The following is a 15,492-nucleotide window of genomic DNA, read 5'->3' as shown; positions in this document are numbered from 1 at the left end:
AACGAACCTAGGAAGATTTGTCCCAGGCGCCTTGGTAAATCGCCCTCACTAATACCAACGAAATTAAGCGGCATTTTGTAACCCCCGATGGCTAAATTAATTTAAAAAACGGGCGTTGAGCGATCTAGTAGACAAGCTATCGGTCAAATGCTAAGCTAATTGGCATTCGGAAAGGAAGACGATCATGGCATTAACGCAACTCAACCTTGGCAGTGAACTGGGCCTTGAGGTGCTACACCAGCGCTGGTACGCTCTGGTTTTGTATCAACTAGACGCCGCCCCCACTGACTTTATGGAACTCCGACGAACGGTCCGTGGCATTTCCACGTTCAACCTGCTACTCCGCTTAAAGCAGCTGAGTGACTGGGGTCTCGTCACGACCATTCCCGAGGACGACTACAGCTATCGCCTGACCACCAGTGGCGTCATGTTTCACAACATTCTGACCGCCCTGGAAGACTGGGGCAATCAGCAACTTACTCGCGAGCTATCCCGTTAACTGATGGTTGAAAGACAGAAATCAGCTGAAACTACTGTTAGCATGCGACTCATGGCGTCAAGAATAGTTCGTTTACAGCCACATAATACGAACTGGCCGCCTACCGTTCGCCAAATATGGGTTGGAACGCTGGGGCGGACGGGTCGAGCCAAAGGTCGGTCTCGACGCCTCGCTTTGAGCCGAAGAACACGTCTCAAAGACGCCAGTTGTCTAAGCGCCGTGAACCGCGCCGCTAAGGCAACTCCCACGGCTGAACCCATATTTGGCGAACTCTCGGCTACGATAGTATGTGTTAGTAACAGTTGTCTTAACCCCAAATAGGAGCTACATTGACGACCGGTCTTTCATTAACACGGTGTTGCTGATAGCCGCCAACCTTGCCGGAGGCAGCCAGGGTGGAGCCAGCTGTGTCAGCGGTGTTGGCTGAGGTCCTTTCTCAGCCTACAGCGCGGGACGTCTTGAGAGACTGGCTGGTTTCGCCAGGCTTTCAAGCGAACCGGAAGCCCGCTTCTCAGGCTGGAGGCGTTCCTCAGAGCAGGCGGAACCCTGGCTGACGCAGGTGCTTGGTTTCACCAATTTTAGGTGTCGGAACACCGTCGTTACAGCAATCAGTGCATTAATTTTAGGTTCAATATTCAGCCGTTAATAAAAAGTAGTATCCGCACCGTTTCTAGAGGTTGAGATACTGCTTTTTTTACGCTAATCTTTCGTATCATCCTGCTGATTCCAAGTCTTTTCCAGTTCAGCGACGATCTCCGCGTGCTTGGCTTCCGTAATCTTGACCTTCTTTAAGAAGATAAACGTTCCCAGCAAGACAGCGATGGCCGGGCCCACCACCATGATAAGCTTAAACGTCAATACGTTGCTAGCCGTGATGTCGGCCACTTTGGCGTTACCCGCCATACCGGCCAGCACCGCCGTCATCCCAGTGATTCCGGTGACAATGGCGCCGGCACACTTATCGATCAGCGGCCGCACCGACAGCACCAGCGATTCATCCCGGTGGCCCAGCTTCAACTGCCCGTATTCCACGATATCCGTGAAGGTCATCAGCACGACCAAGAAGATCAGCGGCTGCGGCAAATTAAAGAGCGCACCGGCCACGATGACCAGCCAAACGTTTTGATCCGCAAAGGCAAAGACACTGAGAGCAGCCAACAAAATCACGATGCAAGAGACGAACACATTACGCCGCTTGAATTTCTTCGCTAATGCCGGAAACATCGACACAGCCAGAAAACCAATGATCATGTTGGCAATACCCAAGATGGAAAACATTGCCGCGTGCCCCAACACATACGTAAAGTAGTACAGCATCAGTGAATTGGTCAGGTAGGCGCCCATGCCGTAGAGTAGATAAGCACACGACAGCCACATGAGTTGGTCGTTGTGGATTAGCACGCTCAAGACTTGTTTAAAGCCAGTTTCTTCTTTGTTTTCACGCAACGGCGAGTCCACTTCGCGAGTCCCAAAGCCAATAGAAAGCGCTCCCAAAATTGCGATGATGGCAGCGATTGCGGCGTAAATGAACCAGCCACGGGAATCCCCTGTTCCCCCGGTATTGGTCTTAGAGAAGAACAGAATCACTGGAATGATGGTCACCGTCACGATAGTCCCACCTAACGTGGAGCCAATCCGAGCCACGGTCGCCGTCTTTTCCCGTTCCAGGGAATCAAATGACAGCGCCGGTAACATGGACCAGAGACCAATATCTTTAAACGAAAAGAAAATATCCATCACAATGTAAATGAACGTAAATACAAAGAGGTACAAGAATGGCCGTGCCGTTAAGCCCCAGAGGTTACTGAACAATAGCATCATGCAGACACCCGAAATCAGTGTCCCAATAATCACCCACGGCTTGAATTTGCCCCACTTCGTATTGGTCTTATCAATGGTATTGCCAATAAAGGGGTCAATGAACAACTCGGCGATCCGCAAGACGAAGATAATCGTGGTCATGATCCCAATCATCCGATTGTTGGCCGCCGTATCGCTCCCGTTAAACAAGTGATTGGTCACAAACATAATGAAATAGCTATTCATGACTTGGTTGAATAAATCATGGCCAAACGCCCCAAAGGCATAAGTGGTTCGGGTTAGCACTTTATTTTGCTTGGCATTTTGCTCCATTTCCATGCTTTCTTCCTCGATTCTGTCAGATTGTTAGACGCGTTGATAGGCAGGAAGGCTCGCGAGTGTGACGGGAACCTCGACTTCGGCGGGTCCAGTCACTGGTTGGGCGAACTCGTCGGTCACCGATTGCCATTCACCAGCCGGAAAATAAATCGCCTTGGTGGTCGCCTGTGCCGTAATCACTGGGGCTACCAGTAACGATGGTCCCAATTTGAACTGCGTCTTTAAGTAAGCCCGGGGTGTCTCGGGGTGGTCATAGGCCATCGACTGGACGATGGGTTCTCCAGTTCTGGCCGCCGTCTCGGCTAATTTTAAAATCGTCGGGGCAAAGCGTTGGTGCAAATCGGCCGCTTCCCGACACAAATCCAAGTGGTCTTGGTCCAGCACTCGCCAAGGCGCCAGCGAGAATTGCATCATGGGCATCAACGCGGAACACTGCGCGGACCGGACGATTAGCTCCTGATCAAAATGATCCAGTGTCACCAGGCTGCGAATCTCACCGCCACCAATCATGTCCGGGCAGCTGAAATAATACCCCATCAGGCCTTGGGCAATGGTGTCGGGAATCAATTCCGCCAGCCCCTCGGCACCCCATTCAAATCGCTTATCCTGTAGGCGATTGACCAACGGCGCGCCTTGATTCTTATACATCGCCCGAAATTCATTGTAGGCAAACTCCTGACCAAAGTGGCCCCACAATTCAGTCTGCTGCTCCGGCGCCAAGGCCATTTGCGACACGTCATCGGCCTGGTAAAAATGCGGATCACCGGCATCTAATTTGAATCCATCGACCCCCGTCTTGGCTTGCAGGTCCTGCAGCGTTTCCTTAAACCACTGATAGGTCGCCGGATTACTCAGATCTAAGATCGCACTGAAGCCGTTCCACCATTCCCGCACGACTGGCTTGCCATCCGGTCGCATCAGCAGCATCCCCTGTGCCAACAGATCCCGATACTCCTGCGAATCAGGACTCACGAAGGGGCAGGCCCACACCATGACTTTGAACCCTAACTGATGTAACTCTTGGACCATCGCGGGGGCATCCGGAAACTTCCGGGTCGAGAACTGCCAGCGACCATAATAATCCGCCCACAAGTCATCGATCATGATGATTCCTGCCGGAAAGTCATTTTCGATGATATGATGCGCGTAAGCCAAGACGTCCGCTTGATTTTGCTGGTAAAGTAACTCCATCCACGTGTTCCACTGCGGCAGCTCGAAAAAGTCGGCCGGGGGCATGCTTCCCAGTTCAAACGTGTGCTGAGCCAACCACTGTTGCGCGCCTTTGAGGCCATCCGCTCCAGCAACCAAGCGCACCTGGTCACGCGCAATGAGGTTCAACCGGTCGTCAGCCACCGTCAGTTTAAACGGCGAATAGCTGGTAATCACCCGGCCCTTGGTCGAAATGAAGGCCGGGGCCACCTGATTCCCATTGACCAGGTGAATCAGGTCCAGTTGATAATCGCTCCCTTGATGTAAGGGGTACTGGGAGCCATCCGCAATGCTGCCGCCATACCACTCTTCACCCGTCAGGAGCTCAACTTGCAGGGGTTGCTTTAGGTTGGTCGTTAATTCATTGACAGTAATCATCACAAAATTCCTTTCCAAGTCCTTTTTGAAAAACCAACTTCCGTCAACATCATATCGAATGCTGCTTTAAATTGATAGCAAAACGAATCGCTTTCATTTCATCCACTAAGTCATCGGCCACATTCAATAGTTAAGTCACTTGCTTTACCGGCTTAAAACGAACGCTATGTATTGATTTGGTATGCTTTCTGTATCATTTTCATTAACCCTACTGACTTTGAAAGTTTGCTCGGGTATGATGAAAATGTACCTGAAAATAGAAAAGTTAGTCGACCCGTTCATTTTGAAAGGTGGAATTTTCATGAAAGTACGCCAACATCCTTGGACCCAAAAAGCAGCCGTTTTACTTTCCCTTGCCGCGGTGACCTTACCCTTGGTCACGACGACCGCCCAAGCCAGCAAGCGCACCGATGATTTAACCGCGCACACCGCGCCCTATGGCTATTTCGTTGACACTTATCAAGCCAACGTCGCCAAGAACACGACGCCCCAGACCAATCCCGTCGTGGGCGAAATGGCCGAATTTTCTACATACTGGGCAGACGGCAAAAAGCTGAATGCCAGCCTGCTCGACCAAAACGTGGCCAAGGCTGCCGACATTACGCAACACCGTAATGACAGCGAAGCCGAACGGTCCTACCTAACGGATCGCCGGGATCTGCGCTACAACTTGATTTCCGGCTTAGGTCCCTATGCCAATGCCTTCATCCAAAACGCGGATGCCAAGACCGACTTCACGTCGATGCCCAGCACCCCGCTTCCAGCCAACGCCCCTTACAGCAAAGTCAACTGGGCCGACACCTCATCTAAATTGGGGCCCTTAGTCCAGCTAGTCAATACCACCGCCCGGTCCCCCTTCTCCGGGACCGGCGTGATCAAGCACGTGGTCAAATATGAACGGCCCTACCGGCAAAGTAAGGACGTTAAGGTTGTCCCTGCCTTAGCCAACGTCATGGCCCACGCCAAGGCCGACGACTACGACTTCCCTAGTGGCCATACCACTGCCGCCTTTGAGACCGGCTTAACGCTAGCCTACGCCGTTCCCGAACGCTTCCAAGAACTGATCACCCGTTCCTCCGAAGTCGGTTACGACCGGGTCCTCGCCGGGCGGCACTCCCCACTAGCCGTCATGGGGGGCCGCATGGTCGGTACCGCCATGACCGCCGCAACGCTCAACGACAGCAACAATCAAGACCTGATGAAGCAAGCCTACCAGGTCGCTCACAGTGATGCCCTGCTCAAGAGCCCTGTCGCCAAGGCCACGGATGACTTTGGCGACTACCAAACTAACCGCGACGCTTACCGTTTCCGCATGACCTATGGGTTCAACCAAACGGGCGATACGTCAGCCGCCATGCGTGTCCCAAAGGGGGCAGAAGTGCTGTTAGCCACGCGGTTGCCTTACTTAAGCGCCACGCAACGTCGTGATGTCCTCTACACGACGGGCATGCCCGCTGGCTACCCCGTCATGGATGACGCCGAAGGCTGGGGTCGTCTGGATCTCTTCTCCGCTGCCAACGGTTACGGGGCCCTAAATGATAAGGTTGCGGTGACCATGGACGCCCAAAAAGGTGGCTTCAACGCCAAGGATAACTGGCGCAACGACTTGGCCGGTAAAGGGAGCCTGACCAAAAACGGGTCCGGCCAGTTGACGCTAAGTGGCCGCAACACCTTCACGGGCGGCACGACCTTAAAGGCCGGGGCCCTGCAACTGGCAACGACCACGGCCACTGGTAAAGGAAACGTCACTTTAAACGGCGGGACCTTACAACTCAGCACGGCCAAAGTCACCGTTGCCGGCAACTACCACCAAACACACGGGAAATTGAAACTCGCCCGCAACAGCCATTTAACCATCAAGAAGACTGCTAAGCTTGGCGGAACCTTGACTCTGACCAAGGGCGCCCTGAAGAATGGCACCAAGCTCCTGTCATTCCACAATCACAAAGGCAAGTTCAGTCACGTTTCCGGACTCCCTAAGGGTTGGCACTTGGCCTACACCCAACACGCTGTAAAGCTCGTTAAATAATCTTGCGTACGCCAAAAGGACCGCAACTACTGGCAGCTGCCAATAATTGTGGTCCTTTTGCCTACTCCTTAAACTGGATCCGCACGTAATCGCGGTAGATGGGCAGACTCGCCATCAACTCCTGATGAGTGCCGTGGCCACTGACATGGCCGTCCTCGATGAAGTAGATATTATCCGCATCGACGATTGTGCTCAAGCGGTGAGCGATGATCAGCGTCGTCCGCCCCTTCATCAATTCACGCAACGCCTGTTGGACCATAGCCTCTGACTCGGAATCTAGGCTCGCAGTGGCTTCATCCAATAAGAGAATCTTGGGATCGCGCAAGAACGCCCGCGCAATGGCCAACCGTTGCCGTTGCCCACCACTGACCTTGACGCCCCGCTCACCGACCTGCGTATCGAGTCCATCTGCCATATTGCGAACGAAGGTGTCCGCGGAAGCTAATTTCAAGACATGCCACAACTCCTCGTCGCTGTAGGTTTGCGCTGACCCGTACGTCAGATTGTGCCGGATCGTGCCGGCCATAATGGCAGAGTCCTGGCTCACGTAGCCAATTTGTGAGCGCCACTCGGTGAGGTTGACCTGGTTCACATCGGTATCGCCAATCGTGACTTGCCCGCGTTGCGGCTGGTAGTAGCGTTCAATCATGCCAAAGATGGTCGACTTCCCGCCACCAGACGGTCCGGCAAAGGCCACGACCGTGTTGGGCTGCGCTTCAAAGTTCACGTCATGCAAGATCAGCGGGCCCTCGTCTTCATAGGCGAAATCCACGTGGTGCATGGCTAGCGGTTGCGCCGTCACGGATTGACTAGCGCCAGTCGTCAACTGCTCTTCCGGCTCGGCCAGCAGATCCCGCACCCGTTCCGTTGCGCCATTGGCCTTGGACAGATCCGTGAAGAAGCGCGCCAACGTGCCGGCGGGGCTAATAATTTGGAACAGATACATCAGAAATGAAAACATGGTCCCCATCGACATAGTCCCGGCAGATACCCGCACCGCGGCGTAGGCCAGAACGCCCACGAAGACTGCGAGCATGGCCGCCGTCATGGCGGGACCCGCAATCGAATCATAGATGGCCTCTTTTAAGCCAATACGGTAAAGATCATTGATCTGCTGAACGCCAGCCGTGGTTTCGTAAGTTTCCGCATTTGAGGACTTGACCAACCGAATCTCACTGAGCGTCTCATCGGTCGCACCACTAAAGGTCGCCATGGCATCCTGCCGTTGGTGACCAATCTTGCCGGATTGGCGCATGATGGGAAACATGACCGCCATCACGACGGGCACCGCCACAAACATGATGGTCGTCATCCGCCAGTCCATCAGTAGCATGATCACCAAGGCCCCCACCAGTTGTAGCAACGAGGTCACCATCTGCGGGAATGAATTGGCCAACAGATTCTTGATCTGCATGGTGTCATTGACCAGCCGCGAGGTCATCTCTCCGGTCTTGACGTTGTCGAAATAGCTGACCCGTAAGCGCACCAATTTCTGCCACAACGTTTCTCGCAACCGGGCGACCACGTTTTCACCGAAGAACCCTAGGAGCGCCCCCGACACGGCACTAACTGCAGCGCTCACGATAAACAACGCAATGACGGTAATCAGCAGCGGCCGATTCAACGCCTGTCCCAGCCCGTTGATCAAAGATTGTGCCAGCTTGGGAACTGCCAACTGGGCACCCGTGGCTAGAAGGCCCAAGAAGAGGCCGACCCACAACTGCCAGTACTTGGGTTGCGTTTGCCGAATCAATTTTAAAAATGCTTTGCTATTAAACTTACCAGTTGGCCGTTGTCGCGCGGTCGTGGCGATTGCTCTTCTCTGTGCCATCCCTTATGCCTCCAAATTTTAGAACCGTGGCCAACCACCCATGGGACCGTGGCCGCCCCGACCAAAGTGTGGGTGAGCATGGCCACCCATCATCTCGTGCCAGTCCAGGTCGTCCACATGGTGGCTTAGCTTGGTCAATAGCTCCGTCAACTGAGTCTGTTCCGCTGCCGTCAAGCCGGCGAACAACTTGGTCGACCAATCATCCATGCGTTGATCATATTGGTCAAACAGCTCGCGTCCCTGTGTGCTGAGCTTGACGATTACCGCCCGCTTATCCGTTTCACTGGGCACCCGTTCAACCAATCCGGTATCCACCAGCTTGGTGATCAGCGCACTGACGGAACTGGGCCGAATGTCCAAAATCTCCGCGATTTCGGCATTGGTCAAGCCGTTGGTCGATTGACTCAAGACTTGCAAGAGTCCCATCTGGCCGCGACCACCACCATGGCCGCCCATCCCCGGTTGATGTCCTACCGTCATCAGTAACGCCCGATTCTGTAGTAATTTGCCAAAAATTTTCATCAGATCTCGACTTTTCTCTGTCATTGAAAATGGCCTCCTTGTTCTTGATGGCATTATCTTAGCATGATAGTTAGCTTTTGTAAACTAAAACTAACTAAAAGCTAACTATTTAGTTTAAAGCTGCTATTTTCAGCGTAGAAAAAAGACCTGGGAAAAGCCTCCCAGACCCTATCTGTCAGGTTTAAATAGCCTGCTAATTTAATTAAATCCCTCGCCAATGACGGTATAAGCAGTCGTCTTACCAATAGTGTACATGCTGGCGACACCGGTGTCGTCCCCCAGCCAGTTATCCGTATAGGCGTACGGCGTGTGTAAATTGGTCAGTTTGACCCGATATTGGTGAGCACCGGTCTTGGCCACGCGACTGCTGGCAACGCCGGCTGGTTTCACCTTAGTGTACAAGAAGACGCGACTCCCCTTGGCCGTGGCCTTGGTAATCTTGACGCTCTTGGTAGGCCGCTGGTTGAACGCATACGTCCACTGATAGCCGCCGTCGCCCGTCACAACGTGCGGGTGGTTCGGGTAGTATTCCAGGTAACCGTCCGCCGTGATGCGAATCTGGTTACTGGTGATTTTAGGCACTTGGCTCAGCGCCTTCAAGCCACCACTCAGCAATTGCCCACCGCCGTATGGCAGCGCGTAGACCGGTCGCTTGATCTTAGTCGCCTGGCTAGCCTTGATCTTCAGCACCAGGGTCCCTTGGCCCACGGTCCCCATCTTCTTCAAGGTTGCCGCTTTCAGGCCATAGCGCACGTCGGCGGCCTGGCTATTTTCCGTCTTCACCAAATACTTGCCCTGTTTGGTGGCACTAATAATCGTGCCCTTGGGCAAGGTCAGCTTACGTTGGATCATGGCCCCACCCTGAGCGCGATACGCCGCTAGCTTGGCCGGTGTCTTGGCCTTGAGCCGGTAGTAGGCGTTTTTAAATGCCCCTCGCTGAGATTCATCGCTGTGTAACCAGCCGCTACTTGAAATTGGCGTCGGATTAGCCGTCTCCGTGGCGGCCTGCGCGGACGTGCTCCCCATGGTGGTCGCCATGACGCCCACCGCCAGTAATGTTGTTAGTTGTTTTTTCATAGTCTCTCTCCCCGAATTTGTCTTGGGAGTGAGTATAGCATGGCACCAGTTCAAAAGATAGCAAAATCGGGTCGACCCCCTTAGAGAATCGACCCGCCAATCATTCAGGTGAACCGCCATTCGTTGTGGCATGCATTACCCGGTCAACTGCCCAATCAGCTCCGCCAGTTACCCGTTATTTCCAGTCGCATGAGCTTAAATTGGCCAACTTGCCAACTTTTCCTAGCTATTTGCCACGAAAACAGGTACACTAGTCAATGCAGGTTCGCGCCTGCCCAGTTGCTCTGTACATTCCAAATGTAACCTATGGATCAACTGGTGCCCTCATCTCGGATTGATGAGGGCTTTTTTGTGTCCCAAATGTCTACCGCTGGTCCGCCCACGGGGAGCAGCTGAGCATCCACGTGATGCCATACTGATCCACGATGGTCCCCATCTTGTTGCCCCAAAACTGCTGCGCATACGGCATCTTCACGGTCACCTTACCGGAAGCCATCAACCGGGCGTACAGCTGGTCCAGTGCGGCCACCGCCTGGGTGTCGGCACTGTTGATGTCCAGCATGACCGAGACTTGGTTGGACGGCTGCGTTTGTCCGCCAAAGGCATCGGAAAAACTGAAATTCAGGCCGAGAATCTTAAAGCCGCCGTACATCGTAATGTCGGTAAGGTCGACGCCATCGGGAACCCCAAAGATTCTCGCCTGGTCGCGATCCGGACTGAGGCGATAAACATCCGTCGCTCCAAAGACCTCCTGATAGTAACTAACCGCTGTCTTGGCATCCGCAAAAGAAAAGTAAGGCGTCGTGCGCGCATCCATTTCAAACCACTCCTCTTCATTTAGTTAACCTTATTAAACGAGTTCTCCGTCCCCCTGTCAAGCCCAGCGACCGGTTGACTTTCGTCAGGGCTTCGGCCACACTAAAGATACTAGTGAAGGAGGAAACGGGTGTGGCTTGGTTAGTTGTCATTATTGCGGGATTTTTAGGTGGATTGGTCCAGGGACTCACAGGATTTGGGGCCGTCATCATCATGATGATCTTCTTGCCCAACATCTTGCCCATCGACCAGAGTGCCGGGGTGGCGGGGCTGATGATGCTCGGTAGCGTCGTGACCTTGGTGATCCGCAACCGCCATGAGATTCGTTTGAAACGCATCATCATTCCTTTTTTGGTCTACGCCAGCGTGGCCAGCTGGTCGGTGCACCTGGGTCACGTATTAGATGTCCATCTGTTGCGGATGATGTTGGGCGGCCTCCTGGTAGCCCTGTCCCTGTACTTTTCATTGCATAAAAATTCCGGCGACACCGCCTATCCCTGGTTCGTTGCCGGGGCATTCATGATCATCTCGGGCTTCTTCAACGGGCTGTTTGGCATCGGCGGTCCACTCATGGCCCTGTACTTTCTGTCCAAAGCCCGGTCGCTTTCGCAATACCTGGCCGACCTGCAAACATTCTTTTTGATCGATACCTTTTACATCACCACGCTGCGGGTCGCCAGCGGCATCGTGACCGCCCACCTGGTGCCTTTCATCCTCATCGGCATGCTGGGCGCCATCACCGGGACGACCATCGCAGCCCACCTGCAGCCCCGCCTCAACGTCGCCACCATGAAACGGGTCATCTACGCGTTCATCGGCCTCAGTGGGCTTTATTACTTATTCATTTAAAAAAGACGCAGCCGGCGATGGTTGCGTCTTTTGTCGTTCATTTCTCAGGTACCTCGCCCAAACCATCAGCCTTCTTCAACTGCCGCGCCAGTAACCAGCAGACGAAGACCATCCCCGTTGACAGCAAATAGCTGAACTTGATGCCAACCAGCTGACTGTTCATCGACCAGTGGATGTGGCTGGTGCTGGTCAGACTGATGATGGCCACCAGCAGGGCCGTACCAAAGGAGGCCGCCACCTGTCGCAGCGTGTTGTACACCGCGACACCATCGGGAATCATGGCCAACGGCAGCATCGACCAGGCGTGCGTCTGAATGGGGATCAGCACCAATACCAGGCCCAGCTGGCGAATCGTCTGCCCGGCGACCACGTAAGCCATCGAGGAATGGCTGCCGGTCGCACTCAGTAGCAACGACCCGCTCATGTCGATGGTCAGCCCGATCATCACCATCCGCCGAAAATTATATTTGTCATAAAACCGGCCGCTCAGTGGCGAAATAATGGCCGTGCAGACCGACCCTGGCAGCAGCGTCAGCCCCGACACGAAGGCGCTCTGGTGAAACACATTTTGCACCAACACCGGAATGATGATGGCGTTACCGTACATCGTGACCATTAACAACATATTAATAATTAGCGGTAAATTAAACTGCCGATACCGAAACACGTGCAGGTTCAACAGCGGGTAACGCTTGGTCCACTGGCATTTGACGAAGAGTCCCAGTAACACCAGCCCAATCACCAACGGCACGACGCCCTTCACCGACCAAAACGCCGTTTCACCCACGTTGGAGAAGCTGTAAAGTGCCGCCGTCAAGCCAAACCCGGACAGCAGTAAGCCGGTCCGGTCGAGTCGCTGCTGGTGCAGTTCGCCCACATTTTTCAAAAATTTCGGTGCCAAGGCCACGTCCACTAACATCAGCGGCAACGTCAGCCCAAAGAGATACGGCCAACTGAGGTGGGTCAAAATTACCCCGGCCACGGTCGGCCCCAGCACTGGCGCCAGGTTCAAGGCCAGTCCGACGATGCCCATCGCAGCGCCCCGTTCACTGGGCTTGGTCGACGTCATTACCACCACGTTGACCAGCGGAATGATGATGCCGGCCCCCAAGGCCTGAATCATTCGGCCGACGATCAAGACGGGGTAAAAGGCCGCCGTGGCCCCAATCAGGGAGCCAACAATGAAAATCAGTGACGCCGTCAAATACAGCTGACGCGTCGTGTAGCGTTTGATCAAATACGCCGTGGTGGGAATCATCAACGCATTGATCAGCAGGTAGCCGTTGTTGAGCCACTGTCCCTGGGCGGTCGTGATGTGGAACGCCCGCATAATGGCGGGTAAGGCGGTGGACATCAGCGTTTGGTTCAAGACACTGAGGAACGCACCAACCATGATCAAGCTAAAGGAGAAGCGGTTCTTATGCATATGTAGGTAAACGACCTTCCAGATAATGAGAATTGTAGAAACGTGCTTAATTCAGGATACTAACGATGTTTCGGCTTGTCAATGAGAGACGGACCTAGGGCGGAAATGTTACGGGCAACAAACTAATGTGGCCACTGGGTAGTTTCGTCTTTCAGCCTTCAACCGGTTAACTGATTGCACACAAAAACGGCCACCTGTGTCCGGGGTAGCCGTTTTTGAACCCAATGTATTTATGATTCCGCAATGCCCGAAATCACTGATAGATCATGCATATCGTTGCCTAAATCCTTGTATAGGTTCCGATATAATTGGTAATACTTGTTGTAAGTCTCGTGTTGCGCAGCCCGTGGCTCAACTTTCTCACCTAAGACCTGCCATTTTTGAACCTCATCGGTGGTCAAGGTGTCGGTTGCCAAGCCAGCTAACATCACGTCACCCAGGTTAGCTTCCGCATCATCGACCGGCGTCCGAACGGCATAGCCCGTAACGTCAGCAAACATTTGGACCCAATCCTTGGAGTGGGTGACCCCACCGGCAATCACAATGTAGTCGCCTAAATCGCGACCCGTGCTTTCGATACTGTGCCGCAATGCGTAGCAGACCCCTTCTTGGAAGGCATGGAATAGATCGGCTTTCGTGTGTACTAGTGAGAGTCCGAAGACCATCCCTTTAGCATCGGAGTTCCATACCGGTGCCCGCTCACCCATGAAGTAAGGCAAGACGACCAAGCCACGACTGCCGGCCGGAACATCCTTCGCCTCTTCACCAAGGGTTACGTAAGCGTTATGACCGCCCTGGTTTTGAACGGCAACTTCGGCATCCCCGAAGTTATCCCGGAACCACTTGGTAATGGCTCCGGCAGTTGCTGAACCACTAAAGTTATAAACCAACTCGCGTGACTTGTAAGGGTATGGCCAAACGATCATGCCCCGACCCTTGATAGGCTTTTCGCTAACCAAGGCCGCGTTCATTGAAGAACCGATGGCTGCAACATAACGACCGGGTTCCAAAACACCCATACCGATATTAGCCGCACCCACGTCGACCCCACCAGCAATGACTGGCGTGCCTTCGTTCAGGCCTAAGTCGGCCGCAGCTTCTGCCGTTAGTCGGCCAGCGACCTCAGTGGCATCCACAAACTTCTGTGGCATCTTATCCATCGGCACACCCATCGCGTCCATCATTTCCTTGGACCAGGTCCCCGTGTTGATGTCAAAGAATCCCCCAATATTACCAGCAGCAGAGTAATCAATTGAGACCGCACCGGTCAACTTGTAAATGGCATAGTTGTTTGGTGGCAAGAACATCGCTGTCTTCTTCCAGTTTTCTGGTTCATGATTCTTGATCCACAAAACCTTCGTGTAGCCGTAGTAAGGGTCAACAACGTCATTCCCGGTAATTTCAGATAACCGTTTCAAATCAACGTTGGCTTTAACCCATTCCGTTTCTTTAGCCGCTCGGCGATCCATCCAAATTAAGTCTGGCCGTACTGGATTCATGTCCTTGTCCACGGGGACGCCAGAGCCACCGTACAAACCGCTTAACCCAATACCCTTAATGTCGTCCGGATTGACACCGCTAGCTTTTACAACGGCGCGAATAGAATCGCGCACGCCTTTGTCCCAAACATCTGGCCATTGTTCAGCCCACAGTGGTCGGGGCGTCAAAACATCATATTCTTCCAAATCCTGAGCAATCAGTTTACCGGTAGTATCCATTAAAATACTCTTAGTTCCGGAAGTCCCGATGTCAGTCCCAATTAAATACTTCATGAGTGGTGTTCCTCTCTTTTCCTAAAATTTCTGTTCATCGTCCATCGCGATATCGTGCTCACTGACACGCCTAGCTAGCGACGGACCAACAGCGATTTACCATGCAGTGAAGGCACCATCAACTAAGTAGTCGGCACCAGTTGAGAAGCTGCTAGTATCACCGGCCAAGTAAACGGCCATACCTTGTAATTCGTTTGGTTCACCCAAACGACCAAGCGGTGCCCAGTCATTCCAGGTCTTGATCAATGGCTTCAAGTCTTCGGAGTTCAGAGTCAAATCAGTTCCCATGTAACCAGGACTCATGGTGTTAACCCGCACACCCTTCTTAGCCCATTCGATTGCTAAGGACTTGGATAATTGAATAACCCCAGCCTTGGTTGCGTTGTAAGAGCATTGTGGTTGTGGCCGGTTAACGATGTGTGCAGACATGGAAGCCGTGTTCACAATGGAACCTGAGCCTTGCTTCAACATGTAACGACCAGCTGCCGTGGAGCATAGGAACACTGCATTCAGGTTCAAGTTGACAACCTTTTGCCATTGGGCGAAGGTCATCTTTTCGGCTGGCACATTCAAGCAAACCCCAGCATTGTTGAATGCAGCATCCAAACCACCTAATTCCTTAACGACCGTGTCGACCATGTTTTGAACTTGGTCAGGATCCGTAACATCTGTTTGAATGGCAATGGCCTTTTGGCCCGTAGCCTTAGCAATTTCTGCGGCAGTTTCTTGCGCCTTGTCGATGTTGATATCAACAATGGCAACATCCGCACCGGCTTCAGCCAACCCAGTGGCCATGGCCTTACCTAAACCTTGAGCCCCACCAGTAACGTAGGCTTTTTTGCCATCCAAACGCATGCGATCTAAAATACCCATGAATAATTCCTCCTAAATTTCAAAGTCTTTTTATAAAACGACTTTGTTTAATTCGTGAATAAGCATAATGCC

Annotated in this window: 12 protein-coding genes; 3 read left to right on the top strand and 9 right to left on the bottom strand. The window is 53.1% G+C overall.

The window, feature by feature from the left end:
• The first annotated feature begins 184 nt into the window (after window positions 1-184).
• Window positions 185-499, top strand: coding sequence for a winged helix-turn-helix transcriptional regulator (locus LKH74_RS04495; protein ID WP_287788385.1), 315 nt, complete (start codon window positions 185-187; stop codon window positions 497-499).
• A 699-nt stretch (window positions 500-1,198) separates the two neighbouring features.
• On the opposite strand, the gene LKH74_RS04490 is transcribed toward LKH74_RS04495, so the two are convergent.
• Together LKH74_RS04490 and LKH74_RS04485 are read right to left on the bottom strand one after the other, a co-directional pair.
• Complete coding sequence (locus tag LKH74_RS04490; RefSeq protein ID WP_287788384.1) at window positions 1,199-2,638, bottom strand: glycoside-pentoside-hexuronide (GPH):cation symporter; 1,440 nt, start codon at window positions 2,636-2,638, stop codon at window positions 1,199-1,201.
• Between the two features lie 27 nt (window positions 2,639-2,665).
• Window positions 2,666-4,225, bottom strand: coding sequence for a glycoside hydrolase family 31 protein (locus LKH74_RS04485; RefSeq protein ID WP_287788383.1), 1,560 nt, complete (start codon window positions 4,223-4,225; stop codon window positions 2,666-2,668).
• 301 nt (window positions 4,226-4,526) lie between these two features.
• On the opposite strand from LKH74_RS04485, the gene LKH74_RS04480 reads away from it, so the two are divergent.
• A complete protein-coding gene (locus LKH74_RS04480; protein WP_287788382.1) occupies window positions 4,527-6,254 on the top strand; it encodes a phosphatase PAP2 family protein in 1,728 nt (575 codons plus the stop codon).
• A 61-nt stretch (window positions 6,255-6,315) separates the two neighbouring features.
• Here the strand turns inward: LKH74_RS04480 and LKH74_RS04475 are convergent, their stop codons facing one another.
• The 4 genes from LKH74_RS04475 to LKH74_RS04460 form a co-directional block, all read right to left on the bottom strand.
• Window positions 6,316-8,085 (bottom strand): ABC transporter ATP-binding protein, encoded by a 1,770-nt coding sequence (locus tag LKH74_RS04475; protein ID WP_287788381.1) that lies wholly within the window; start codon window positions 8,083-8,085, stop codon window positions 6,316-6,318.
• A gap of 18 nt (window positions 8,086-8,103) precedes the next feature.
• Complete coding sequence (locus tag LKH74_RS04470) at window positions 8,104-8,631, bottom strand: MarR family winged helix-turn-helix transcriptional regulator (RefSeq protein ID WP_287788380.1); 528 nt, start codon at window positions 8,629-8,631, stop codon at window positions 8,104-8,106.
• A gap of 174 nt (window positions 8,632-8,805) precedes the next feature.
• Entirely contained in the window at window positions 8,806-9,684 is an 879-nt protein-coding gene (locus LKH74_RS04465; protein WP_287788379.1) for a hypothetical protein, read from the bottom strand.
• Window positions 9,685-10,048: 364 nt separating this feature from the next.
• On the bottom strand, window positions 10,049-10,501 hold the full coding sequence (locus tag LKH74_RS04460; RefSeq protein ID WP_287788378.1) for a VOC family protein: 453 nt from the start codon (window positions 10,499-10,501) through the stop codon (window positions 10,049-10,051).
• Window positions 10,502-10,632: 131 nt separating this feature from the next.
• Here LKH74_RS04460 and LKH74_RS04455 point away from each other — a divergent pair, with 131 nt between their 5' ends.
• Complete coding sequence (locus LKH74_RS04455) at window positions 10,633-11,349, top strand: sulfite exporter TauE/SafE family protein (RefSeq protein ID WP_287788377.1); 717 nt, start codon at window positions 10,633-10,635, stop codon at window positions 11,347-11,349.
• Between the two features lie 37 nt (window positions 11,350-11,386).
• Here LKH74_RS04455 and LKH74_RS04450 read toward each other — a convergent pair whose 3' ends face one another.
• From LKH74_RS04450 to LKH74_RS04440, 3 genes are all read right to left on the bottom strand, one after another.
• Entirely contained in the window at window positions 11,387-12,775 is a 1,389-nt protein-coding gene (locus LKH74_RS04450) for an MDR family MFS transporter (protein ID WP_135366972.1), read from the bottom strand.
• A 230-nt stretch (window positions 12,776-13,005) separates the two neighbouring features.
• Window positions 13,006-14,547: an FGGY-family carbohydrate kinase gene (locus tag LKH74_RS04445; RefSeq protein ID WP_135366973.1), complete on the bottom strand. Its 1,542-nt coding sequence runs from the start codon at window positions 14,545-14,547 to the stop codon at window positions 13,006-13,008.
• A gap of 96 nt (window positions 14,548-14,643) precedes the next feature.
• A complete protein-coding gene (locus tag LKH74_RS04440; RefSeq protein ID WP_135366974.1) occupies window positions 14,644-15,420 on the bottom strand; it encodes an SDR family oxidoreductase in 777 nt (258 codons plus the stop codon).
• Window positions 15,421-15,492: the final 72 nt, after the last annotated feature.

It is taken from the genome of Levilactobacillus sp. (assembly GCF_022646225.1).
Taxonomy (GTDB): Bacteria; Bacillota; Bacilli; order Lactobacillales; family Lactobacillaceae; genus Levilactobacillus; species Levilactobacillus suantsaiihabitans.
Note: the sequence above shows the minus strand (reverse complement) of the source record. Positions and strands in the feature narration are given on the sequence as shown.